Origin of the sequence: Prevotella fusca JCM 17724 (assembly GCF_001262015.1) — a bacterium.
Classification (GTDB): domain Bacteria; phylum Bacteroidota; class Bacteroidia; order Bacteroidales; family Bacteroidaceae; genus Prevotella; species Prevotella fusca.
This window is the reverse complement of record NZ_CP012074.1, coordinates 1531581-1556468: the sequence shown is the minus strand read 5'-3', so window position 1 is coordinate 1556468 and position 24888 is coordinate 1531581. Positions and strand designations below refer to the sequence as shown.

Below are 24888 nucleotides of genomic sequence, written 5' to 3'. Positions count from 1 at the left end.
ACTTAAATTTACGTCGTTCTCCAAGCCAAATAACGCATGTTATGCAGTCCTAACGACCTGTTTTTACTTCTTTCCTCCGCCCACTAAGTCATCATTCTGAATGCTTCGTTCAGCCTTCTTGACGCTTGCCTTCAGCTTACCAAAGTTCCATGAAAGACGGATGCCGAAGCTGCGAGGTTTCATAACAGCACGTTCATAACCAGTATAATCGCCTTGAACAATACGATAGGTAGTTGATCTTTCTTTGATGAAAGGCGATTCTGCTGATAAAGATACTGTCAACTTGTCTTTAAGGAAGCGACGAGTCAATGTAAAATCATAATAGAACCAGTGCCCTTCAATGGCATACGGGTTGTAAACTCTGTTGCCATATTCACCTCCAAGACTGGTTGACAACGTTAATTTCCATGGTATTTTCTGATCCCAATTAAAGTAGATACCACCACCGCATCCGCTGTTCTTGAGATAAGGTGTGGGTAAGGTGATTCGGGCATAACGCATGGAAGCATTGAGTGTAAACGATGTTCCGGTGAAAGGAGTCCATGCTGTGTAGGATGAAATACCGAAAACTTTGCTTTTCAGTATGTTCTGATACGTATAGACATTTTTGTGGTTCTGCTCATACATGATGTGAGCGATACCATTGTTGGTAAATGAATAATAGGGATTAAGTTGCAATGTGAACTTTGGTGCAACCAGCATATATGAAAGTTGTAGCTTTTGGTTACGGCTGCTTCCTAAGTTTGCATTACCAAAGGATTCTGTTGTTGGCGTGCTGATTACGGCTGGATTAAGGTAGTTGATGCCGGGTCTGTTGATGCTGGTGCTATAGCTTAATTTCAGTGTCTGTCCATCACGGATTTTGTATTGTAGGCTTGCTGATGGTACACAGTCATTGAGATTAGTGTGGAAATCAGCATTACTACCATCGGGATAGGATGCTTTCATGCGGGTAAATTCATATCTTAAGCCTGCACGGGCAGCCCATTTACCAGCGGTGAGGATATATGACAGGTATGCAGCTGCTACTTGTGCGTTATGCTTGAACTTGCTTTCCATGTCAGGTGTAGTCCCTTGATAGTCCATTAATGACGTACTGTTGTTGTAGCGAAGAATATATTTTGTTCCGCTTTCTATCTTATGGTGTTTTCCAAAGGGTCGTACATAGTCAATCTGGAAGGTATGTTCCGTGAAGCGTTCACGGGTGTTCCGGTCGTAACTTGTATAGCTGACAGGGAAGTTTACCATATTGCTATATGCCTGACGGAATGTAGTGTGCTGTCGTGTGGCAGCCAGCATATAAGAGAGTGTAAGCACTTCTCCATCTAAATGGGTCTTGTGTTGATAGTCAAAACGTCCTCCAAGATTAACATATGAGTAGCCCGGTGTGGTCATATCATTATTGAATTTGTAAATCAGTTGGTTATTCTTGTCCCACCGTTCATTCGTGTTCTGTGTGTTAGCATCGACTTTATAGCCGAAGAAATTGGTTGATGCGGTCATCAGGTTGAGTGAGTCAATCTCGTAACTGGCATTGATATTGCCGAAATGTATTGTTGCACCCGTGCTGTTTTTACCATATTCATGCGTGTGTTCGCCAGTCTTTACGTAGTTGTAGGCTTCCTCTCTATAGCTTTCTGTCTGTTTCTTGTTCTGGTTTGCATAGTTATAATTGACAGTTGTCGTAAGTTTTCCCACCTTTGTGGTCAGATAAGTACCAAGTCTTGCAGAGCCGTGAGAGTCAATATTCGAGTTCACATTACCTGACACTCCTTGTAGTTTAGTATTGCTCATCATGACGATGTTGAGGATAGCCGTAGTTCCTTCTGCATCATACTTGGCACCGGGGTCGGTGATAACCTCGATTCTCTTGATGGCAGAAGCGGGTATTGCCTTGAGAATCTCCTTAAGGTTCTGCCCAGAAAAACTTGGGTCGGGATGTCCGTTCCTGTACACCTTGAAACTGGTAGAGCCTTGAACCTTGATATTTTCCTGTCCGTCAACGGTGACAAGGGGTATTTTCTTGAGTATTTCCAAGGTTGTCTTCGTCTGTGCAGTCTTGTCATGCTGCACGTCATAAGTCAGCTTGTCAATATCATTCTTGATAAGCTGTCGCCTTTGTGTTACGACGACTTCCTCCAACTTCTGTGTCTTGGTGGAGTCCGTTTTGGTTGTGTTCTGGGCTGACAGGGCTGTTGCCGAGAGGCAGGCAGTGAGTAATAGTATCAATTTATTGCACATAATTAAAGCGTTAAGTTTATAGTTATCAATATGATGCAAAGATACTTTTTTCCTTATAAACTTCAATTAATTTTGAAAGTATTTTTACTTTCTTATTCTTGTATTCCGTAATTTAACTCTTTTTATTGTCTTTCCTCTATTCATAATTCAAGTAAATTACAAAGCAGAAATGCGCACAGTGTTCGGTTAGAGAGCAGATTGTAGAATAGGATAAACCCTCTTTTAATGTGTTGATTAATAGTGGTTTGATAAGACTCTTTCTATTTCTGTTTGCCAATAGAGCCTTACCAATGGTTTAGTGTAACAGCAAATCCCGCTCTTCCTACCCTTAACTACTGACGTATTAAGGTTTAGCACAAGTGGTGTTGAGGCTTAGCACCAATGGTGCGGAGGCTTAGCACGGGTGGTGCGGAGGAATAAAAGTTATGCAATATGCAGTTGAGACAAGAGCAGTTTACTGTTATAAAGGAGTTATCCTACCCTAAGTAAACAAAGTTTATTATACTATTTCGTTCTATAATTCCCATCGAAACGAGGCGTTTTACGGAAACTTTTTGTAAATTTGCACATTAGTTATAATTAAAAATAAGAATGGAATACAACTTCATAGACATTGAAAAGAAATGGCAACAGAAGTGGGTTGAGAACAAGACCTACAAAGTTGTTGAAGACGAGACTAAGCAGAAGTTCTATGTGCTTAATATGTTCCCTTATCCGTCAGGAGCCGGACTGCACGTCGGACACCCGTTGGGTTACATTGCAAGTGACATCTATGCACGCTATAAGCGACTAAAGGGTTTCAACGTGTTGAACCCTATGGGATATGATGCTTACGGACTTCCTGCTGAGCAGTATGCCATTCAGACGGGTCAGCACCCACAGCTGACTACCGATACGAACATTGCCCGTTACCGTGAGCAGTTGGATAAGATCGGTTTCAGTTTCGACTGGGACCGTGAGGTGCGTACCTGTGACCCACGTTATTACCACTGGACACAGTGGGCTTTTGAGCGTATGTTCGGGTCTTATTATGACTACACGCTGCAGAAGGCAATGCCTATCGAGGAGCTTGTCCGCCATTTTGAGGAAGAGGGAACACTGAACCTCAATGTCGCACAGAGCGAGGAACTGATGTTCTCGGCACGTGACTGGGCGAGCATGGACGAGCAGGAACAGCAGGAGAAGCTGATGAACTACCGTATTGCCTACCTCGGTGAGACGATGGTAAACTGGTGTCCGGGACTCGGAACGGTGCTTGCCAATGACGAGGTTGTCAATGGTGTGAGTGAGCGTGGGGGCTATCCTGTTGTACAGAAGTTGATGAAGCAGTGGTGTCTTCGTGTGTCTGCTTATTCACAGCGATTGCTTGATGGATTGGAGACTGTCAACTGGTCTGACTCTATCAAGGAGACACAGAAGAACTGGATTGGCCGTTCTGAGGGAACAGAGGTTGAATTCAAATACCTTACACCAACTGGTGAGGGTGAGAAAGAGGGTAAATTCACGATCTTTACCACGCGTGCTGATACGATGTTTGGTGTTAGCTTCATGGTATTGGCACCAGAGTCAGAACTCGTTGCAGAACTTACTTCAGAGGCTCAGAAGGCTGAGGTAGAGGAGTATTTGGCGTATGTACAGAAGCGCACAGAGTTAGAGCGTATGTCTGACCGTAAGGTGACAGGTGTCTTCTCAGGCTCAAAAGGTATCAATCCATTCACTGGTGAGCAGATTCCTATTTATATTTCAGAGTATGTTTTAGCTGGATATGGAACAGGAGCGATTATGGCTGTGCCTGCTCATGACAGTCGTGACTATGCCTTTGCAAAGTTTTTCAACCTTCCAATCATCCCATTGATTGAGGGTGCTGATGTCTCAGAAGAGAGCTTTGATGCAAAGGAAGGAATCGTAACGAACTCTCCTGCGGAAGGTAAAGAGAGCACGGACGGTTTCTCTCTCAATGGTCTTACGGTCAAGGAGGCTATTGCGAAGACAAAGCAGTTTGTTACCGAGAAGGGTATCGGACGTGTGAAGGTGAACTATCGTTTGCGTGATGCGATCTTCTCACGCCAGCGTTATTGGGGAGAACCATTCCCAGTCTATTACAAGCAGGGAATGCCTTACATGATACCGGAGGAGTGTTTGCCACTTGAATTGCCTGAAATCGACAAGTACGAACCAACAGAAAGCGGCGAACCACCATTGGGTCGTGCGAAGGTTTGGGCTTGGAACGAGGCTGAACGTAAGGTAGTTGAGAAGTCATTGGTTGATGATAAGACTGTATTCCCATTGGAGTTGAACACAATGCCGGGTTTTGCTGGTAGCTCAGCATACTATCTTCGCTATATGGACCCGCACAATGACGAGGCACTTGTGGGCAAAAAGGCAGACGAGTACTGGCAGAATGTAGACCTTTACGTCGGTGGTACCGAGCATGCAACAGGTCACTTGATTTACAGCCGTTTCTGGAATAAGTTTCTCTTCGACTGCGGTTGCAGCTGTAAAGAAGAACCATACGAGAAGTTGGTGAACCAAGGAATGATCCAGGGACGCTCTAACTTCGTTTATCGTATCAACTCTGACGACCACTCAAAGGCACCGGTCTTTGTCAGCTTGGGACAGAAAGACAAGTATGAGACTACTCCTATCCATGTTGATGTCAACATCGTTCATGCTGATGTACTCGATATTGAGGCTTTCAAGGCATGGCGTCCAGAGTATAACAATGCTGAATTCATCTTCGAGGACGGCACATCATCAGCAGAAGACGTCAACACCCAACACCCAGCACCCGCCACCTACAAGTGCGGCTGGGCAGTAGAGAAGATGTCAAAGTCTATGTTCAACGTTGTCAATCCGGATGTTATCGTTGAGCAGTATGGTGCAGACACGCTCCGTCTTTACGAAATGTTCTTGGGTCCTGTAGAGGCAAGTAAGCCTTGGGATACGAACGGTATTGACGGTTGTTTCCGTTTCCTGAAGAAGTTCTGGAAACTTTATCAGCAGGAACTCAATGACAATGAGCCTTCAAAGGACTCACTGAAGAGCGTTCACAAGCTCATCAAGAAGGTGACTGGCGACATTGAGCAGTTCTCTTACAACACCGCTATTTCAGCGTTTATGATTTGCGTGAACGAGCTTGGACAGCAGAAGTGCGCCAACCGTGAGCTGTTGAAGACGATGGTTGTGCTCATCGCACCGTTCGCACCGCACATGGCTGAAGAACTGTGGGAGCAGTTGGGTGGCGATACAAAGAGTGTCTTCGATACCCAGTGGCCTGTATGGGACGAGTCCTATCTCGTTGAGAATGAGGTTCAGCTGACTGTATCTTTCAATGGCAAGGCACGTTTCCAGATGACCTTCCCGGCTGATGCAACGAAGGAAGACATCGAGAAGAGCGCACTGGCAGACGAACGAAGCCAGCACTATATCGACGGTAAGACAATCCTGAAGATTATCGTTGTGCCGAAGAAGATCATCAACATCGTTTGCAAGTAACAATAAAATAATCAATGAGGAGGCTGTGTTAAGACGGGGATGCACGCTCCGTGCGTCCCTCCGCAGCAATCTTATGCGGATGCACAAGCCGTGTGTATGTACGGATTATCACTGTCTTGATACATCCTCTTCATTATCAACCAAATTCAAAGAACCTTATGACTATTGATCAGCAACTCATCCGCTCTGAAGCCAAAGATTATTTCTTTCTGACTGTAGGCTTACTTCTCTATGCAGCAGCCTTCACCGTTTTCCTCATGCCTTACGAGATTGTAACGGGTGGAGTGACGGGTATGTCGGCTGTAATCTACTATGCTACGGGCTTTAAAATTCAGAATACCTATATAATCATCAACGTGTCGTTGTTGATAGTTGCTCTGAAGATATTGGGCTTCAAGTTCCTGATGAAGACCATCTATGCCATCTTTGCCCTTTATTTCATGTTGATATTTGCACAGGACTTGATGCCTAAGGATGCAAGTGGGCATCTGGTTAAGATGCTTGGTGAGGGTCAGGACTTTATGTCATTGATTATAGGTTGTAGTCTTACAGGTACAGGACTGGCAATCGTCTTCCTCAACAATGGAAGCACGGGCGGTACGGATATTATTGCAGCCTGCGTCAACAAGTATCACGATATTTCGTTAGGACAGGTCCTGATGGGTGTTGATGTTCTGATAGTGGGTAGCTGTATGTTCTTCCCTCAGTTCGGTGATATAATGGAACGTATGCATAAGATGGTCTTTGGTTACTGTACGATGTTCATTGAATGTTTCATGTTGGACCACGTGATGAACATGAGACGAGAGTCAGTGCAGTTCATGATCTTCTCCTGGAAGCATGAGGAGATTGCCAATGCCATTGTGGATGAGACCGATCATGCACTGACTATCCTCGACGGACACGGCTGGTACACGGGCAATGAGATGAAGGTTATCTGCTTGTTGGCAAAGCGCAACGAGAGTAAGACCATCTTCCGAATTATCAAGATGGTTGACCCTACAGCCTTTGTGAGCCAGAGTTCGGTCATCGGTGTCTATGGTGAGGGCTTTGACCAGATAAAGATCAAGGCAAAAAAGGAAATGAGAAAGCAGGAAAAGAAGCTGGCACAAGCTGAAGGGAAGCCTGCGAATGAAGAGAAATAAGAACGTTGAAGGGCTGTGTTCCATCTGTTAATTTGCAGGGACGCACGCTTCGTGTGTCTGATGTCGATAAGCCTTTAAGGACATACGGGGCGTGCGTCTTTCTTGTAGGAAGGAGCTTTAGAAGCGTTAAACATGTGTTTTTCTGCGTTCACAAAACGTTTTATGAAGATGAAAATAGTATTTGCAACAAACAATAAGCATAAGTTAGAGGAGATTAGGGATATTCTCGGAAAGGACTTTGAAATCGTTTCTCTGGCTGAAATAGGCTGTAACGAGGATATTCCCGAGACAGGGGCAACACTGCAGGAGAATGCCCGTCAGAAGTCAGCTTACGTTGTTGAACATTACGGTCAGAACTGTTTTGCTGACGATACGGGGCTTGAAGTGGATGCGCTCGGTGGTGAACCCGGTGTCCGTTCGGCACGTTATGCGGAGGGGACTGATCACGACAGCGAGGCGAATATGTGTAAATTGCTGGCGAAATTGGAAGGTAAAACCGCCCGCACGGCACGTTTCCGCACGGTTATCTCCCTTGTCATCGACGGTGTAGAACACCAGTTTGAGGGTAGGGTAGAGGGCAGGATTGCTGCAGAAAAGCACGGTACGGAGGGCTTCGGATATGACCCTGTCTTCATCCCAGAGGGATATGACAAGAGTTTTGCAGAACTGGGAGAGGAAATTAAGAACCAGATTTCCCATCGTGCAAGGGCTGTGAAGAAGCTGGCTGAATACTTGGGAAAGGTTAAAAGTAAAGGAGTAAAACGCTAAAACGCCCTTTTGGGAAGGTAAAAGGGTAAGAAAGTAAAACGTTAAAAAGCCCCTTTTAGACTTTGAGAATTACCCTTTGCCGAATTATTTTCATGAAAATAAATATTTATTTTCATGAAGAAAAATATTTCTTTTCACGAAAAAAAGAATTTATTTTCATGAAAATAATTTGAAGAAGGTTGTTTCCTATGCTGCCAGAAAGCTAATATAAACGTTGAAAAGGGCTGTGTTAATTAGTTTGATAAGCATAAGTTCAAAGCTAATTAGCGTACTATTAATCGTTTGATACAAGTTTATAAACCATTTAATATCTGCTATGTTGTCTATTCTTCTTCCTGTTTACAATTGTAGTTGTGTAGCTTTGGTGACAGAGTTACATCGGCAGTGCGTGGAATGCAAGGCAGACTTTGAAATCATAGTGGCAGATGATGGCTCGTTATCGGGTGCTATTGGTACGAATGCAGCTTGTCAGCATCTTATAGATGAGAACAAGGTAATTGAGCATTTGAAGGGTGTTCGTTATATTATCAGAGAGAAGAACGTGGGGCGTTCGGCTATCCGCAACTTCCTTGTATCGCAGTCGAAGGGGGAAAAGATACTCTTTATTGATGGCGATTTATCCTTGGATAATCCTTCTTTTATTTGCAATTATCTGCAAACAGAAGCAGATGTAGTGGTGGGAGGAATCGCTATTGGGGGTAGTCCAGACCGTTGGAAAGGTAATCTCAGATACTGCTATGAACGGAAATGTGAGACAAACAATACCGTAGAGAGCCGCCAGAGCCATCCTTATCAGCATTTGGCAACGAATCTTCTTGTACAACGGTCGGTCTTAGGAGAACAGCCTTACGATGAGAACATCAGTCATTATGGTTATGAAGATGTGCTTTTGGGAAAACGTTTCCAGCAGCAACAGGTTCATGTAAGGCATATAGATAACCCTGTACTCTTCTGTGATTTTGAGGATAACGCCAGTTACCTCGCCAAGACAGAAGAGGCATTACGCACGCTCTTTGCCTTCAGAAAGGAGCTGAAAGGCTATTCCCGCCTGCTTGACAAAGCCGAACGCATTGAGACTTTACACCTGACTCCGTTCTTTATAATTGCCTATAAGCAACTGTCTTCTCCTATAAAGAATTGCCTCTTAGGCAATAAACCGAATGTTTTTTGGTTTAATGTGTATAAACTCTTGTATTATTTACATTACGCAAAGAACGCTATATGACAATAAAAAGATATTTCCTGTCGCTTTTTCTGTTGGTTTCAGTTGTTGCATCTGCCGTTGCCGGAGGGATAGGAACGTGGAAGAACTATCTTTCCTACAGTAATATACAGTGGGTGGAGCAGGGAGGAAACAAGCTGTATGTGCTTGCTTCCAACAGTCTTTACTCCTATAACAGGAACGACCAGAGTATACGGACTTACGATAAGATCAATGGATTGAGTGGTATGGACATCAAGTTCATCGGCTGGAACCGGACTGCCAGACGGTTAGTGATTGTCTATTCTGATTACAACATTGACCTTATGGATGACAAGGGGAATGTTACGAACGTACCTGACTACTATCTGAAGACGCTGGCAGTGGATAAAACCGTCAATGGCATTGATATGTCGGGTGCTTACTGTTATCTCTCTACGGGCTTCGGACTCGTCAAGCTGAATGTCTCCAAGGCAGAGATAACCGACAGCTATAACCTCGCTTTCCCTGTCAACTATAGCTATATAGAAGGCAATTACATCTATGCTGCCAGCCAGAATAATGGTCTGTATCGTGCTTTATTGACTGCTAATCTTCTTGACAGAAGCAACTGGACGCAGGTAGGGAACTATGTGGCACGTTCACATACGATGGATGCTGACCTGCTGGCACAGGCAAAGCGGCTTAGTCCCGGTGGTCCGAAGCGCAATACCTTTATATGGACTGATTTCCGGAATAACCGTCTGTACACTACTGGTGGATACTATGATCCCATCGCTGATAACTGGGAAAATCCGGGCATAGTACAGGTGTTGCAGGGAGATGATTGGGACTTCTTTGAGGACGATTTCTCTGCTCGTACGGGTTATGCATATTTAGGAACAAAGGCGGTAGCTGTAGATCCTCGGAACAGCAATCATGTGTTTGTTGGGGCGAGGACAGGGCTCTATGAGTTCCTATCTGGTAAGATGGTAGCCTTCTATAATAAGGACAACAGCATCCTGCAGAGTGCTATGGATGACGGTAGGGAACTGGGTAATGATTATGTGTTAGTAAATGGACTGGCGTATGACAGAGAGGGTAATCTGTGGGTACTCAACAACCAGACGAAGAAAGAAAACCTCATCCGGATGTCGAAGGATGGGCAGATGACATCCTTCAGTAAGGCAGAACTGATGAAGGATGGTGTAGGACTTTCAGGCTTGTCACAGATGCGTCTGGACAGCCGTAACCTCCTTTGGTTCTGTAATGACCACTGGATTCAGCCGGGACTGTTCTCTTATGATCCCAAGAATGACAAACTTAATGCCTATACACGTTTCATCAATGACGATGGTTCTAACGTGGATATTACGGCTGTACACTGCTGGGCAGAAGACTTGGATAACAATATATGGATTGGAACAACAGCCGGTCCGTTGCTGCTCCAACGCTCTCAGATGAACAAACAGGACAGCTATCGCTTCGTACAAGTTAAGGTTCCACGCAACGACGGGACTAATCTTGCGGACTATCTTCTCGCAGGTCTTGAGATTACTGCTATAGCTGTTGATGGCGGAGGACGCAAGTGGTTCGGTACAAAGGGTAATGGTGTCTATCTTATCAGTGCGGATAATATGATGCAGTTGCAGCACTTTATCACCACTAACAGCAACCTGTTGTCCAATAACATACAGTCTGTTTCCATCAATCATGCTACAGGTGAGGTGTTCTTTGCTACTGACAAAGGGCTCTGTTCTTATATGAGCGATGCCACAAAGGCTGTTGATTCGCCAGATGATAACAGCACATACGCCTATCCAAATCCCGTAAAACCAGGTTATACAGGACCTGTCACAATTGTCGGTTTGTCGTTGAATGCGGATGTGAAGATTGTTACAACGAATGGAGTTCTCGTTGCTGAAGGCACAAGTAATGGTGGTACTTTCGTCTGGGATGGCAAGGATAAGAATGGAAAACGTGTCGCATCAGGAGTTTATATGGTGCAGAGTGCCGATGAAAACGGCGATAATGGCACTGTTTGTAAGGTTGCTGTTGTTAATTAGTTGAGGCTATGAAGGCACGGACAGGGCGTAATCCCATCTTTTGGATAGTACTGACTGCTCCGTTGGCATTGCTGTTGCTTTGTCAACTTCAGCCTACCTTTGATGACTGGACATACTATACCGTACCGCAGACAGAACCTCTTACGCTTCAAAGTCTGCTCCCTGACGGCAATTACTGGCGTCCCTTTGATGTGCTTTTTGGGCATTTTCTCGGACTTGATTACCGACTGTTTCCAACCTTAAACCACCTTTTCATCCTATTAGGACACATCCTTAACACGTTGTTGGTCTATAAGATTCTGCAATGGTTCAGGGTAAGTACGTTGTCTCGTAACCTGTCTGTCATTTTCTTTTATTTGTCGTCAGGCACCTTGGGAACGGTCTTGAACATCGATTCCCTCAATCAAGTCTATTCGCTTCTATGGGGACTTCTTGCCCTATATAGCTACATCAGCCTGTCAGGATACCGAAAACTTATACTATGGTTACTGTGCTCTTTGCTATCAGTCTTTGCCAAAGAGTCTGGTTATATTTGGTTTGTATGTCCGCCATTCATCGTATGGAGCATGGGAAAAGAACGTTTTAACCGTGCTTTAAAGCACCTTCTTTGTGGATGTTCGTTGTTTGTTCTCTATCTTGTTTGCCGTTTCCTGTTGACCGATAGCTTCCATCTTGAGAACAATGTCTATATGGATTTCACCATAATACGACTGCTACGCAACCTTGGTTTATTATTAGGAATGACCTTCTATCCCATTGATTACGCCAGTCTCATCCATCCGCAGCACCGCCATCTTACTGTTGTTGTGGTCACAGGATTCCTTCCTTTGCCCTTTATCTGGCTTCTGCTGCGTTCCTGTAGATTGCAGAAGCCGCTTGTAATACTGTTTTTATCCATCTTTGCCGGGGCTTTCGTCAATCTTATGACCGTCTTCACATTGATGCACTGCTATGCTGTTCTGCCCTTTGTTGCGGTAATGATTGCCCTACTTTGCGAACGGATAAAGAACAAGCGGGCACTAATACTTTCAGCATTACTCTATCTTCTGACCGCAGCCTTCACCCTTTTTCATCACGGCTATGCCTCTTGGCTATCGGGCAAGATGGGCGAACGGATGGCAAAGAGCATCGTCAGTCAATGTAACCGACCCGTCAACAAAGTAATGCTGATACACTTAGACAAAGGCGAAACGAAGTATTCTTCCTTTTGGGTGATTCCCTTTGAGGCTTTCGGATGGGGTTATTCAGTTCGTCAGCAGACAGGTTATCAATGGCCAAAGACCATTCTCAATGAAGAAATAACAGATAAACGTCAGTTGAAATCCTTGCTTCCAAAAGCTGAGATAGCAGGCTGTGATGGTGTATGGTATGCTGAAGACGAACAGGTAAAGCGCATAAAATGAAACAAAAGATAGCTGAAATCTCCTTTCTCCATGTGTTTGCTATCCTCTTGGTAGTCATCGGACACTCCTTCTTTCAGACGGAGAGTCTGATTGTTGATTGGATTTATCAGTTCCATGTACCCCTCTTCTTCTTCGTATCGGGCTATCTTTTCAATGTCTCAGTACAAGGAAGAAAGTTACAACCTTACGTTTTCCTACGTCGTAAAGCAGTGCGTCTGCTACTCCCTTACTTTGCTTTGAGTACCCTGCTCTTTGTTCCAAAGGTTCTTTTGTCGCAGTTTATGGTGCGTCCGATACAAGCTAATTGGAGCGAATATGTATTGATGCTCATCTATCCTTACCATAATGTCAACGGCTCCTATTGGTTCCTGCCCACCTTATTCTTTCTATTTCTCTTTGCAGTGATAGCCCTTTCTCTTTCACGGCGAGTACAACGCAGAGCCTCTCATGCTGTTTTCTGCCTTTTACTTCTTGTACTTGCAATAATAAGTATCAGCCTACCTTTCTCTCACGATACAGTTTTCAATATTGTTGGGGCTATCCATTACGCCTTTTATTTTGCTTTAGGCTGTTTCGTGTCCAACTTCCGTCTGCTGCGTTTCCTCAATAAGGAGATAACAGCATTATTACTATTCCTTCTTACGTTTGCCCTGTCAATCATCGGCCTAAACGTAAATACATCCCCTCTAACGGGCTTATTCCTCGCCTCGGATGGTATTCTTATGTCGCTTGCTTTGGCGCGCTTATACGCAAAATACAAACTTTGTTTCTTCAATCACCTCTCCCCAGCTTCTTATACCATCTATCTTTATCATGGAATCTTTCAAGCATTGAGTATTCAGATACTAATGCGATTCACTCATTTCGATACTGCTTTTTATATTTTCCTCGCTATTCTGACAGGCGTTTATGGACCTTTCTTAATCTATAAACTGCTTTTCAATTTCCGAAATAATCGTTTCGGTCGATTTTTGGCAATGATTTCTGGTATTCCAGTATCTTAGATTTTAGTAGCTTGTAACAGCTGTACAGCATCTTAATAAGCCTTTTGAAGGGGGACTAAACTTTGCTTTTCAAATAGCAAGGTAGGGTAATATAGACTTAAATTAATCACCTGTTGCGAATTATTTTCACGAAAAAAAGAATTTATTTACGTGAAAAGAAATATTTATTTTCATGAAGAAAAATATTTTTTTTCATGAAAATAATTTCAGGAGAACCACTGTTAAGGCTTGTTTTCCTTGTTGTCATCAAAGAAAGATGCAGTCTTATGGTGATAAAGTAAGGGTCATTACGGTAATAGTCATTACGAAATTGAAATAACGAAAACACCCTCGTCAATCCTAACCCTTGATAGGGGAGTGGACAGGCGAGGGTGTTTATAGTATTGAATGTTTTTACTAAAGCTATGTTGTTTGTATTTTGATACCTTTTGTTTCTACTTACCCGAATTGAGAAGGTCGGTTGGCAGCGGAATATCAAGACTACGTGCACGTTCAAGGTTACGCCTCTTTATCTTGTGCTGAACGTCGGCTTTCTGCTTTGTTATTGCCGCAGGCTTCTGCCTGTAGAGTGGAATCTGACGCGGATTCCATGTTCCCTGTACATCACGCTTTGCCTTACATTCGATGGATTTCGGGTAATAATATACGGCTTCGGGCTGTCGCTGGGTGGCATAATCGCCCGTGTCCCACTTTCCGTTGTCGTTGTCATCAACGATAAGTCGGAGGTAATAGTTGCCGGGCTTGACGTAGTGGAATGTTGCCAGATTGTCTTTTGCGTTCACCTCTTTCACTGGTTTGTCGCTTTCATTGAGCAACTGCAGCAGACAGTTCTTGCCATCCATGTTCTGTAAGGTCATGACCAGCGTACTGTACTCGTCCATTGATGGGATGCGGATGCCCTGTTTGTACTTCCCGGACACATTGCCGTAGATGTCTGTGAAGGCTGCGGAATCCACCTCAAGACTGTATTCATGTCCCGGATTCCATGTGCTGACAAGTTTCAAAGCGCGTGGTTTGCCGATCTCTGCACCGAACTGATATTTTGCCCGATACCAAAGGGTGTCAATCTTCTCATAGAGATGTATCTTTGAGGTGTCTGTCTTTGCAATTGGAGCAGGTAAGTGGAACCTTGGGTTCTGGTCGGGATCCATCTGCGAAGGGACATCATATTTTACCTCTAACGGTACAGTTGGCATCTCTGTTTCATAGGCTTTGCCACGTTCTTTCGCCTTCTCCTGCTTCTTATGCCATTTGTCGTATTCCTCCTGCTGACGCTTCAAACGCTTGGCGTATGGTGTCTTTGGGAGTATTTCCAGCGTGTCAGTCTTAGGGATGAGCTTGCCAGTACTGTCCGTCATGTTGTATATCATCTGCATTCGCAGCGTGTCCTGATTGACGAGGACAGTGTCACGAAGCCAGTAGTTGATGGTGTCCTGGTTCATACTTGGTTCTGTTATGAACGCATCTTTGGCATTGAAGTTGAGCCCTTTTATCTGTGGTAGGTCAGCATCTCCATAGCTGAAGAAGAGTGTAAAATGATTTGCTTCCTTGCGTTCAGACTTCAGGAAGAACCGGTCTGTCTGTGTAGCTGTAAAGGAATTCAGCACCACATCATCAGGAAGGAAGTGGGTGTAGGGTACCTGCTTGATGTCCTTGATACGCAGGGAGTCAATCCAGAGCGTGTCCTGTCGTATATCCGGCTTCCACGACGGCATGATGATTTCGGGCGTGAAAGCCAGTTTTTCACTCTTCTGATTGTACATATAGTTGCCGTCCATGTCCTGTAGCGCATAGATACGGTAGTCACCTTTGGCAACACCTCGTATGATGAAACGTCCACGACTGTCGGTGCGTGAGACACGCAGCATAGGTTGTTTCTCGAAAGCTGTATCGTTCTGATTGCTGTAAAGACCCACGAGGATGCCCTTGACAGGCTCCAGGTTCTCTGCTTCCAGCACATAGCCTGATACCTCAAGGGTGTCGATATGGTCGCCGGTGGAGAAGCTGTAGGTGTAATTTCCTAATGGATTGCCCTCGTTGTTATCGGAGATGGCATCAGAGAAGTCGATAGTGTAGGTGGTGTTGGGCTGCAACTTGTCCTGCAGAGTCACCGTTATTCGCTTACCAGTAGCCTTTATTTCAGGAGCTTCAATCTGTGGTGGAGAGACGACAACCTTCTCAGATGCGTTCTCCAACTTGACAAACTCATTGAAATATATGTTTACCTTCTTGCTGTTTACGTCTGTTGCCCGCTCGGCAGGTGAGGCAGCCAGCACCCTTGGTGGGGTCTCGTCATACCATCCTCCATCAGGTTGTCCCATCTTGGCACAGGAGGAAAGGAGGAAAAGTAAGAAGGTAAGAAGGTAAAAAGGTAAAACGTTTGGTTGGTAAAATGCTGAAAGGCAATAGCTGACCTTAGCTGAAAAGTCATCCTTTCCATCCATGTTTCCTGGGCAATATCTTTGTTTTATCTTCTTCATATCGCTGTTTTACTTTTATACCTTTATACCTTTCAAACTCTCTTTTACTGTTTTACCGTTTAACTTTTTCACCTTTTACTGGTTCATACTCAGCAGTTCTTCAAGGTTGGTACGGCTGTTTGAAAGGCGTGGAATCTTATGCTGTCCACCGAGTTTACCCTTTGTCTTGAGCCAGTCGTTGAAGAGTTCCTTACGGGCAACGATAATCTCAAGCGGCTGGAGGGTAATGTCATGGAAGCGTTTTGCCTCGTAGTCGGAGTTGATTTCCTGCAGCTTCGCATCAAGGACAGTGGCAAACTTTTCAAGTAAAGATGGTTCTTTCGCAAACTCAATGAGCCACTGATGGCGGCACTTAGCCTTCGCATCCATATACATTGGGGCTGCGGTGTAATCAGAAATCTGTGCACCAGTAGCCTTGCAGGCTGCCTCAAGTCCTTTCTCAGCATTGTCCATAATGAGCTCCTCACCAAAGGCATTGATGAAATACTTGGTTCTGCCGGTGATAATGAACTTGTAAGGATTGGTCGAAGTGAACTGCACTGTGTCTCCGATCTCGTATCTCCAGAGTCCGCAGGCGGTACTGATGAGCATTGCATAGTTGCGCCCTATCTCCACACCTGACAGTGGGACGATATTCGGGCGTTCGCTTTCAAACTCGTCCATTGGCAGGAACTCATAGAACACACCATAGTCGAGCATAAGTGACATACTGCTGTCCGTCGGGTCATCCTGTATGCCGAAGAAGCCCTCGGAAGCGTTGTAAGTCTCCATATAGTTCATGCCCTGCTTGGTAATGAGCTGTTCATACTGCTTGCGATAAGGCGTGAAAGGGATACCACCATGGAAGAATACCTCCAGATTAGGCCATACCTCCTCCAGGTGCTGCTTGCCACTTAGTTCCATCACACGCACTAGTACGGAGAGCATCCACGACGGAACGCCCGATATGTTGGTGATGTTCTGCTTCAGTGTTTCCTGTGCAATTCGGTCGCGTTTCACCTCAAAGTCGCTCAGAAGGGCAGTCTCTTTCTTGGGCACACGACAAAGATTTACGAGGGGATTGATGTTCTCAATGAGGATGGCACTCAGGTCACCGACGAGTGAGTTATACAGATTATAATTCGGAGAATGACTACCACCTAAGATGAGACCCTTGCCATTGAAGAGGCGGCTTTCAGGATGATTGCTAAGGTAGTAAGCGATAACATCCTTTCCACCTTGATAGTGAATCGTCTGCAATCCCTCGTGAGAAACAGGAATAAACTTACTCTTGTCGTTGGTCGTACCAGAAGATTTTGCGTACCATCTTACCACTCCCGGCCACAGCACATCCCGTTCTCCGTGGCGCATACGGTTGATGTCGCTCTTCAGTTCTTCGTAGGTATTGACTGGAATATTCTGTACAAAATCCTCATACGACTTAATCGTTGAGAACAGGTGCTTACGACCGTATTCGGTGTCCTTAGCCCGCTCAACGAGGTATTCCATGACTTCCCGCTGGATAGTCTCTCCAGCCGTGACGTAGCGTTCAAGCTCCTTGCGACGCGGTTGGAAGTACAACTTGTTTACTATATTAGTAAGACTCATTCAAATTTCTCTGGTTGATTAAATTGCAAAATTACGCCAAAAAAGCTAAACGGATAGCCTTTTTCTATATTTTAACACTGCTTCCAAGCCGTTGAAAAGGCTCTTTTTTGTATTTACGGCATGAAAAATGATGGGAATTTCCATCCTCCTTTGACCTCTACTTTCAGTCCTTTTCTAAATTCTTTTCATGAAAAAAAATATTTCTTGTCGTGAAGAAAAATATTTCTTTTCATGAAAATAATTCTTTTTCTTCATGAAAATAATTCGGTGAGAAGGGTAGGGAGGCTCTTAAACCATGCTCCTCTCTAAGTCTGTAGTCAATCTCTTCGATTTCTGTTTGCCCTTATAAGCATCTATATTTCTACTCTATAAAGTCGAAATCTGCCACCTTTTTTATCTTTATGTTTTAATTATAGACTATTATAGTTCGTTTTATAGATTATAAACGTAGCTATTACCAAACTTTTTTTAACCCTTTTAATTCTCTCTTCTTTCTGCACTCCCCTCCTTTCGGAGGGGTCGGGGGAGGCTTCTGGGAGAGGTTTCTGGGGGAGGTTTCCGGGTGAGGATATTAATGTGCCTCCAGCCAGTTCTTGCCCCATCCGGCATCAGCTGTCAATGGAACATTCAGCGGATAAGCGTTCTGCATCTCCTCAATGACGATTCGTTCCACCTGTTCACGCTCCTCAGGATAGACCGAGAAGTTAAGTTCATCGTGCACCTGGAGAATCATCTTAGAGCGGATTCCTTCTTTCTTGAAGCGTTCCCAGATACGAACCATTGCCACCTTGATAATATCTGCCTCTGTTCCCTGTATCGGTGCATTGATGGCGTTACGCTCTGCAAAACCACGTACAGTGGCGTTACGGCTGTTGATATCAGCCAGATAGCGGCGGCGATGGAAGAGTGTCTCGGCATATCCCTTGGCTCTTGCCACTTCTTTAGCCTGTTCCATATACGCCTGAACCTTTGGGAAAGTGCGGAAATAGTCCTGTATCAGCTCTTTAGCCTCACCGTTCGAGATGTCCATACGCTGGGCAAGTCCGTAGGTTGTGATACCGTAAATGATGCCGAAATTGGCCTGTTTAGCCTTCTTTCGCTGTGTATCGGTTACCTTGTCTATATCCTCGTGCCATATCTTTGCAGCCGTTGCACGGTGGATGTCGTGCCCCTCACGGAACGCCTCCATCATGTTCTCGTCTTCAGAGAGGTGTGCCATAATGCGCAACTCTATCTGACTGTAATCAGCTGAAAAGAACAGGCAGCCTTCTTCTGGTATGAAGCACTTGCGTATCTCTTTGCCGTCATCCGTGCGTACTGGGATGTTCTGCAGGTTAGGGTCACTCGATGAGAGTCGTCCTGTGGCTGTAAGAGCCTGATTGAACGACGTATGGATATGTCCTGTGCGTGGGTTGATCAGCTTGGGAAGAGCATCAATATATGTACTTAGCAACTTCTTCATACCTCTGTAATTGAGGATGTTACGTACTATAGGATTCTTTCCTTCAAGGTTTTGCAGCACCTCTTCACTCGTAACATACTGTCCCGTCTTCGTTTTCTTAGGCTTGTCCATAACCTGTAGCTTGCCGAAGAGGATGTCACCCACCTGTTTTGGACTTGAGATGTTGAACTCTTCGCCTGCCTCCTTGTATATTTCCTGTTCGTATTGTATCATACGTTCAGTGAATATTTTTGACGTCTCTTGCAGTGCTTCAGTGTCTAAGCATACGCCATTCAGCTCCATGTCAGCCAGTACACGCACCAAAGGCATCTCGATATCCCAGAAGAGCTCTTCCACGCCAAGCTCCTTCAAGCGTGGCTCAAGCACGTTCTTCAGGCGCAGGGTGATGTCGGCATCCTCTGCAGCATACTCATATATATCGGTGGGGGAGAGGTCACGCATATTCTTCTGCTTCTTTCCTTTCGGTCCAAGCAGCTCCTCAATGTGGATGGTTTGATAGCCGAGCAGCGTCTCAGCCATATAGTCCATGTTATGGTGTAGCTCTGGCTGGATGAGGTAGTGGGCAATCATCGTGTCGAACATCTTGCCTTGTAGTGTTACGTCATACCTGCTCAACACTTCATAATCATATTTGATGTTCTGACCGATTTTCATTATTTTGTCGCTTTCGTACAGCGGTTTGAATATCTGAACGACTTTTAACGCTTCTTCACGGTTGGCTGGTACAGCAACATAAAATGCCTTGTATTCTTCAACCGAGAAGCTCAAACCCACCAATTCAGCACTGATTGCATCGGTTGAGGTGGTTTCTGTGTCTATACTGACAAACTCTTTTGTCATAAAAAAGTCACAAAGCTGCTGTAGTTCTTCCTCATTCTCAACGAGTTTATACTCATGTTGGGTTGTTTTTATGGTCTCAAATTTCGCATTTTTCGGCTCATCTGACGCATTGGTCGTGTTTTCTGCAAATAAATCAAGCTGATTATTGGCTGTTTTTGGCTTTGTTTCACCTTTGTTAAGAAACTTGTTGATAAGCGTCTTGAATTCTAATTCCTCGAATATCGTACGCAACTTTGTTTCGTCGGGTTGCTCGACTTTGAGCTCATCCAATTCAAGTTGCATCGGAACATCTGTCCGAATGGTTGCGAGGAACTTTGACATTTTAATATCTTCAACAGCATTCTCGACTTTCTCACGTAGTTTTCCCTTTATCTCATCAGTGTGTTGAAGCATGTTATCAATAGAGCTGAACTGATTAATCAGCTTAGCGGCAGTTTTCTCTCCAACACCCGGACAACCCGGAAAGTTGTCTGCCGAGTCGCCCATCAACGCCAGAAGGTCGATTACCTGGGCTGGGGTAGGGATGCCATACTTTTCTCCTACCTCTTTTTCTCCCAATATCTCGTATCCGCCACCGTGGCGAGGACGATACATAAAGACGTTCGGACCAATCAACTGACCATAGTCTTTATCAGGCGTAAGCATAAAAGTATCGATTCCATCGGTGCCAAAGCGAGTTGCAACAGTACCGATAATGTCGTCTGCCTCAAAGCCGTCTACCTGTAAAATAGGGATGCGCATTGCCTCAAGAATCTGCTTGATGATAGGTACTGACAGCTTTATATCCTCTGGTGTTTCCTCACGCTGTGCCTTATATTCCGGGAAAGCGTCATGGCGGAAAGTCTTTCCATGATCGAAAGCTACGCCGATATGCGTTGGCTTCTCCTTTGTGAGCACTTCATTCAGCGTGTTGCAAAAGCCCATCACAGCTGATGTATTCAGTCCTTTGGAGTTGATACGCGGACTTTTGATGAATGCGTAGTACGAACGATAGATGAGCGCATAAGCGTCAAGAAGGAAGAGTTTTGCCATAACTAATTATTCTATTTTTAGCTGTAAAATTACTAATTTTCTTCCATAATCTCCGATAAAATGAGTAAATTTGTATCAAATTTAAAGTCAATAATGGATACCCTTTCACTCATAAAACAACCGATTGAGGCAGAATTGGGCGATTTCATCGACCTTTTCAATCATGCGCTCGACCACGAAGACGGCTTGTTGCAGACGGTGTTGAACCATATCAAGCAGCGGGCAGGGAAGCGCATGCGACCCATTCTCATCCTCCTGATGGCAAAGAACTTTGGTAAGGTTTCTGAAGTAACACAGCACGCTGCTGTAGGACTGGAGCTTTTGCATACGGCTTCACTTGTTCACGATGATGTCGTCGATGAGTCTGATGAGCGGAGAGGGCAGGCGAGTGTCAATGCTGACTATGATAATAAGGTTGCCGTTCTGGTGGGTGATTACGTGCTTTCAACGGCTTTGCTGCATGTCAGCTATACTCATTCGGAGATTATCGTGCGCCGTCTGGCAGAGTTGGGACGTACATTGAGCGATGGGGAGATACTACAGCTGTCGAATATCCAAAATAAGGAAATTACAGAAGAGGTATATTATAAGATTATTGAACGCAAGACTGCAGCCCTCTTTGAGGCGTGTGCAGCCATTGGAGCCGAGTCGGCTGACGCATCAGAAGAGGAGGTAGAAGCTGCAAGGCTCTTTGGTAAGAACCTCGGAATAGTGTTCCAGATTCGCGATGATATCTTCGATTATTACGACTCTGATGCTGAGATAGGTAAGCCTACAGGCAATGATCTGGCTGAAGGAAAGCTCACATTACCTATCATTTATGCGTTGAATTCGACAAAAAATGAGGAAATGCTGGCATTGGCTCGTAAGGTAAAAGCACACGACGTGACACGTGCGGAAATCGATAGAATGGTCAATTTTGCCAAGGAAAACGGTGGTATTGAGTATGCGGAACGCCGTATGTGGGATTTTCATGCTGCAGCGCAGACTTTCCTTGATAACTATGTAAAGGACGAAAGTGTCTGTTCTGCGCTTCAGACTTACCTTGATTATGTAATTAAAAGGAAAAAGTAATTGCCCGATGGCAATTATTGATATGTGTTTTTCATTGTGACAGTACTTATTACTTGTTATGATGATTATGGTTTCTCTTCATGGTGACGTTTTTCAATTGCCATGAAGAGATTTTCTTTTTACGCCTTGTTTGTCATATAATTTCATCTTTTCTTTTCATGTGTTGATGCTTACTTGCAGTTTGATTAAGCACTAATTGGCGTTCAATAGGTGCTTAATTGAGCTCTAACTAAGGCTTAATTGAAGTCCAATTAGGCATCTTTTCTCGTGTGGTCTTATAAGGTATTGATATACTGTTAGATATAAAGGGGTGCTTTCAGACTTATTTCCTTGTGTTTAAGAAGATGATGGGAGTCTGTTATGTAAATAAATTTCGTTATTGTGTGTGCGTCATGTAGGTTAGTCATTAGTGTCTTCCAATATATTATTATGATGACAGTTTAAAGCTCTCTTTCCTTTTTCTACCGACGTGTTATTATGCATCAGAAATGGTGTTGGTGGCTTTTTATCTTGCAAGGTGTTGTTAAGGAGTTTGTAATTTGTCATTAGAAAGGAGTTATTCGACTAAAAGTAAGTATTTGTAAGGATGATATTCTAATTAAGTACGGCTTATTTAGGATACTTAATTTTATGGTTTAGAAGAGTAAGGTGTTTGTCTTCTTATATTTGATTTGGTTGTATGTATTCTTTTTATTTTGTTCTTGTTTCAGCTTAATGGATGGTATTTTATAGTTGATTTGTTGGCTCTTTGCAATTAAATAGACTATATATAATTCTATTATAGATTATTTTTTTTGAATATTTTTTGATAATGCTTTTTTGCAAGTAATTTTAAATATCGACGATTTTCATGTGTAGATACAATAAAGGGGCACACAAATTGCGTACCCCTTATTAGTTATTTTTGTTTTATCTTATATAATCATCAGCACTTTAATTTTGTGCTGATGATAGGAGAAACTTAGAAGAAATTAGTTTCAGTACCAATGATTTCGCTGAGCAAGAGATTGGTAAGACGGCTGGTACCCATGCGGAACCAGTAGTTAGTGAGCCATTTCTCACCGAGAACCTCCTTGACGATAGTGTAGTAGATAACTGCATCCATCACCGTATTGATGCCTCCGGCAGGCTTCAAACCAATCTGAATGCCCGTCTTGTCATAGTACTCCTTGATAGCCTGGCACATTACATACACAGACTCTGGGGTTGCACTGACCTTCTCCTTGCCTGTGCTTGTCTTAATATAGTCAGCACCAGCATACATAGAGAGGAGGGCAGCAGTCTTGATGTCGCTGGCGTTACGGAGGTCACCTGTCTCAAGAATGACCTTCATTGGCACATCACCGCATACCTGTTTCATCTCGCTGATGGTGTCACAAACGCCTTCGTAATCGCCGGAAAGGAACTTTCCTACTGGAAGGACAATGTCGATGTGGGTTGCACCGTCCTTGATAGCGAGGGCTGTTTCGATGGTCTTTACCTCCAGGAATGTCTGTGAAGATGGGAAGTTACCCGTTACATTTGTAATGTCAACGCCATCAACCTCAAGGCTGTCTGCCATCAGTTTTGTGAAGCAAGGATAGGCGCAGAGAGCTGCAACGTGAGGGAGGTCAGGATATTCGCTGTCGAATCGGTTTACCTTCTCAACCATGGCGAGCACCTTTTCTTCAGTGTCTGTTGTGCTGAGTGTAGTTAGCTCAACGCTTCCCAAGAGGAACTTCTTTACCTCAAGGTTGTCGTTCTCTGATACTTTTTCAGCGATAATCTTTGTTACGGCAGCCTTTACTTCCTCGTCAGTGATGTTGAGGTTGTACTGTGCCAAAGCCTGATCATACTCGCTTTTTTCGACGATTCCAACGTTTTTTTGCGCCTGGATGTCTTTTGATACTGTGTCTTTAATTGTACCCATGATTAGTTTTAATTATATTTGTTGTTATGGTTTCTATGTAGAGAAGTGAATGTATAAAAGCATGTTTCTGCATTTTGTCGTTTTCCATTGTCGTTTTTTGATATTGGAGAAACGTAGTTTTGACATTCAGTCAGAGTTTTATTTTTCCCTAAAATAGCTTTCGTTTTTATATTATAGGTTATTTTATTGGATTAAATAGTCTCATTTTAATTTTGGATTGTTTTTATGCCTATCTTTGTCACGTTTGGTTTTCTTGTCAAAACTCTTTTGTAATTCCTCGGTGAGATTGACGCTGGTTTGATTGGCAAGGCAGAGCAGAACCCATAGAATATCAGCCATTTCTTCGCCTAAGTTAGGCTTTTCACCCTCCTTGAAGCTCTGGTCTCCGTATGTACGTGCCATCACACGTGCCAGTTCTCCTACTTCTTCTGTGAGGCATGCCATGTTTGTCAGCTCGCTGAAGTAGCGTACACCGTTTTCCTTTATCCATTTGTCAACGGCTTGCTGTGCTTCTTTTATCGTCATTGTTTCTGTTATTTTTGTTTGATGATGTGTGTTGACAAGCTATTAATAGGTACAGGTTGAAGCGGATATGTGTGGTGAACTCTGGTAAGAAAGATGGAGAAAAATCCCCATTCTATCGCTTTTCTCTTTGTTTATTTACCTTCAAATCCTGTTTGTCTTTCTTCTGTCAAGCGTTGTTGAGGTAGCCCGGTGAAGTTTACTCCTTGTTTTTTGTATCCATGCAGATGGTTACAGGACCATCATTCAGTAATTCCACCTTCATGTCTGCGCCGAACTCTCCAGTACCTACAGGCTTACTCAAGGCGTCGCTCAGAGCGGCACAGAAGCGATTATAGAGCGGGATGGAGATTTCGTGTGGGGCTGCATGAATCCAGCTTGGACGGTTTCCTTTCTTATGGCTTCCCATAAGGGTGAACTGGGAAACAACGAGTATTTCGCCATCAACATCCATGATGCTGCGGTTCATTACGCCCATTTCATCGTCGAAAACACGCAAGGCTATCACTTTCTTTACTAACCAGTTGACATCTTCTTCAGTGTCGTCTTTACCAATGCCGAGGAGGACAAGGTAACCGGCTCCTATGGAAGACTTTACTTGCTTGTTGATGGTAACACAAGCCTGGCTAACACGTTGTATCACAATTCTCATATCGCAAATATACAATATTTATTTGACA

Annotated in this window: 15 protein-coding genes; 8 read left to right on the top strand and 7 right to left on the bottom strand. The window is 44.1% G+C overall.

The features are described 5' to 3' along the window. Positions 1 to 63 precede the first annotated feature (63 nt). On the bottom strand, positions 64 to 2241 hold the full coding sequence (locus tag ADJ77_RS06375) for an outer membrane beta-barrel family protein (RefSeq protein ID WP_244148539.1): 2178 nt from the start codon (positions 2239 to 2241) through the stop codon (positions 64 to 66). Positions 2242 to 2832: 591 nt separating this feature from the next. On the opposite strand from ADJ77_RS06375, the gene ADJ77_RS06370 reads away from it, so the two are divergent. The 7 genes from ADJ77_RS06370 to ADJ77_RS06340 all read left to right on the top strand — a co-directional run bounded on the left by ADJ77_RS06370 (position 2833) and on the right by ADJ77_RS06340 (position 13302). Next, entirely contained in the window at positions 2833 to 5736 is a 2904-nt protein-coding gene (locus ADJ77_RS06370) for a leucine--tRNA ligase (protein ID WP_025077649.1), read from the top strand. A gap of 158 nt (positions 5737 to 5894) precedes the next feature. Next, positions 5895 to 6881: a YitT family protein gene (locus ADJ77_RS06365; RefSeq protein WP_025077650.1), complete on the top strand. Its 987-nt coding sequence runs from the start codon at positions 5895 to 5897 to the stop codon at positions 6879 to 6881. Between the two features lie 168 nt (positions 6882 to 7049). Continuing rightward, the gene (locus tag ADJ77_RS06360; RefSeq protein WP_050696228.1) at positions 7050 to 7649 is read left to right on the top strand and encodes a non-canonical purine NTP diphosphatase; all 600 of its coding nucleotides are present in this window, start codon (positions 7050 to 7052) and stop codon (positions 7647 to 7649) included. Positions 7650 to 7965: 316 nt separating this feature from the next. Further along, positions 7966 to 8874, top strand: coding sequence for a glycosyltransferase family 2 protein (locus ADJ77_RS06355; protein WP_025077651.1), 909 nt, complete (start codon positions 7966 to 7968; stop codon positions 8872 to 8874). Beyond that, the gene (gene porZ, locus ADJ77_RS06350) at positions 8871 to 10895 is read left to right on the top strand and encodes a type IX secretion system anionic LPS delivery protein PorZ (protein WP_025077652.1); all 2025 of its coding nucleotides are present in this window, start codon (positions 8871 to 8873) and stop codon (positions 10893 to 10895) included. The genes ADJ77_RS06355 and porZ overlap by 4 nt, the downstream gene beginning before the upstream one ends. Before the next feature lie 8 nt (positions 10896 to 10903). After that, on the top strand, positions 10904 to 12298 hold the full coding sequence (locus ADJ77_RS06345; protein WP_025077653.1) for a hypothetical protein: 1395 nt from the start codon (positions 10904 to 10906) through the stop codon (positions 12296 to 12298). Continuing rightward, complete coding sequence (locus ADJ77_RS06340; RefSeq protein WP_050696153.1) at positions 12295 to 13302, top strand: acyltransferase family protein; 1008 nt, start codon at positions 12295 to 12297, stop codon at positions 13300 to 13302. The genes ADJ77_RS06345 and ADJ77_RS06340 overlap by 4 nt, the downstream gene beginning before the upstream one ends. A gap of 434 nt (positions 13303 to 13736) precedes the next feature. Here ADJ77_RS06340 and ADJ77_RS06335 read toward each other — a convergent pair whose 3' ends face one another. The 3 genes from ADJ77_RS06335 to polA form a co-directional block, all read right to left on the bottom strand. Further along, positions 13737 to 15782, bottom strand: a complete 2046-nt coding sequence (locus ADJ77_RS06335; protein ID WP_050696152.1) for an Ig-like domain-containing domain — start codon at positions 15780 to 15782, stop codon at positions 13737 to 13739. A gap of 75 nt (positions 15783 to 15857) precedes the next feature. Then, complete coding sequence (locus ADJ77_RS06330; RefSeq protein ID WP_025077654.1) at positions 15858 to 17369, bottom strand: GH3 auxin-responsive promoter family protein; 1512 nt, start codon at positions 17367 to 17369, stop codon at positions 15858 to 15860. A 571-nt stretch (positions 17370 to 17940) separates the two neighbouring features. Beyond that, positions 17941 to 20703 carry a DNA polymerase I gene (polA, locus tag ADJ77_RS06325; RefSeq protein ID WP_025077655.1) on the bottom strand — a complete coding sequence of 921 codons (2763 nt, stop codon included), beginning with the start codon at positions 20701 to 20703 and terminating at the stop codon, positions 17941 to 17943. A 93-nt stretch (positions 20704 to 20796) separates the two neighbouring features. Between polA and ADJ77_RS06320 the strand changes: the two genes are divergently transcribed. Next, positions 20797 to 21777, top strand: coding sequence for a polyprenyl synthetase family protein (locus tag ADJ77_RS06320; protein WP_025077656.1), 981 nt, complete (start codon positions 20797 to 20799; stop codon positions 21775 to 21777). A gap of 961 nt (positions 21778 to 22738) precedes the next feature. Here the strand turns inward: ADJ77_RS06320 and deoC are convergent. The 3 genes from deoC to dtd all read right to left on the bottom strand — a co-directional run bounded on the left by deoC (position 22739) and on the right by dtd (position 24860). Then, the gene (gene deoC, locus ADJ77_RS06315) at positions 22739 to 23686 is read right to left on the bottom strand and encodes a deoxyribose-phosphate aldolase (RefSeq protein ID WP_025077657.1); all 948 of its coding nucleotides are present in this window, start codon (positions 23684 to 23686) and stop codon (positions 22739 to 22741) included. Positions 23687 to 23887: 201 nt separating this feature from the next. Beyond that, positions 23888 to 24211 (bottom strand): nucleotide pyrophosphohydrolase, encoded by a 324-nt coding sequence (locus ADJ77_RS06310; RefSeq protein WP_025077658.1) that lies wholly within the window; start codon positions 24209 to 24211, stop codon positions 23888 to 23890. 196 nt (positions 24212 to 24407) lie between these two features. Further along, a complete protein-coding gene (gene dtd, locus ADJ77_RS06305) occupies positions 24408 to 24860 on the bottom strand; it encodes a D-aminoacyl-tRNA deacylase (protein ID WP_025077659.1) in 453 nt (150 codons plus the stop codon). Between the last annotated feature and the right edge of the window lie 28 nt (positions 24861 to 24888).

Excerpts from the sequence above, each read along its gene's own strand:
- ADJ77_RS06375 (WP_244148539.1), bottom strand. The coding sequence starts at position 2,241 with ATGTGCAATAAATTGATACTATTACTCACTGCCTGCCTCTCGGCAACA.
- ADJ77_RS06370 (WP_025077649.1), top strand. The coding sequence starts at position 2,833 with ATGGAATACAACTTCATAGACATTGAAAAGAAATGGCAACAGAAGTGG.
- ADJ77_RS06365 (WP_025077650.1), top strand. The coding sequence starts at position 5,895 with ATGACTATTGATCAGCAACTCATCCGCTCTGAAGCCAAAGATTATTTC.
- ADJ77_RS06360 (WP_050696228.1), top strand. The coding sequence starts at position 7,050 with ATGAAAATAGTATTTGCAACAAACAATAAGCATAAGTTAGAGGAGATT.
- ADJ77_RS06355 (WP_025077651.1), top strand. The coding sequence starts at position 7,966 with ATGTTGTCTATTCTTCTTCCTGTTTACAATTGTAGTTGTGTAGCTTTG.
- porZ (WP_025077652.1), top strand. The coding sequence starts at position 8,871 with ATGACAATAAAAAGATATTTCCTGTCGCTTTTTCTGTTGGTTTCAGTT.
- ADJ77_RS06345 (WP_025077653.1), top strand. The coding sequence starts at position 10,904 with ATGAAGGCACGGACAGGGCGTAATCCCATCTTTTGGATAGTACTGACT.
- ADJ77_RS06340 (WP_050696153.1), top strand. The coding sequence starts at position 12,295 with ATGAAACAAAAGATAGCTGAAATCTCCTTTCTCCATGTGTTTGCTATC.
- ADJ77_RS06335 (WP_050696152.1), bottom strand. The coding sequence starts at position 15,782 with ATGAAGAAGATAAAACAAAGATATTGCCCAGGAAACATGGATGGAAAG.
- ADJ77_RS06330 (WP_025077654.1), bottom strand. The coding sequence starts at position 17,369 with ATGAGTCTTACTAATATAGTAAACAAGTTGTACTTCCAACCGCGTCGC.
- polA (WP_025077655.1), bottom strand. The coding sequence starts at position 20,703 with ATGGCAAAACTCTTCCTTCTTGACGCTTATGCGCTCATCTATCGTTCG.
- ADJ77_RS06320 (WP_025077656.1), top strand. The coding sequence starts at position 20,797 with ATGGATACCCTTTCACTCATAAAACAACCGATTGAGGCAGAATTGGGC.
- deoC (WP_025077657.1), bottom strand. The coding sequence starts at position 23,686 with ATGGGTACAATTAAAGACACAGTATCAAAAGACATCCAGGCGCAAAAA.
- ADJ77_RS06310 (WP_025077658.1), bottom strand. The coding sequence starts at position 24,211 with ATGACGATAAAAGAAGCACAGCAAGCCGTTGACAAATGGATAAAGGAA.
- dtd (WP_025077659.1), bottom strand. The coding sequence starts at position 24,860 with ATGAGAATTGTGATACAACGTGTTAGCCAGGCTTGTGTTACCATCAAC.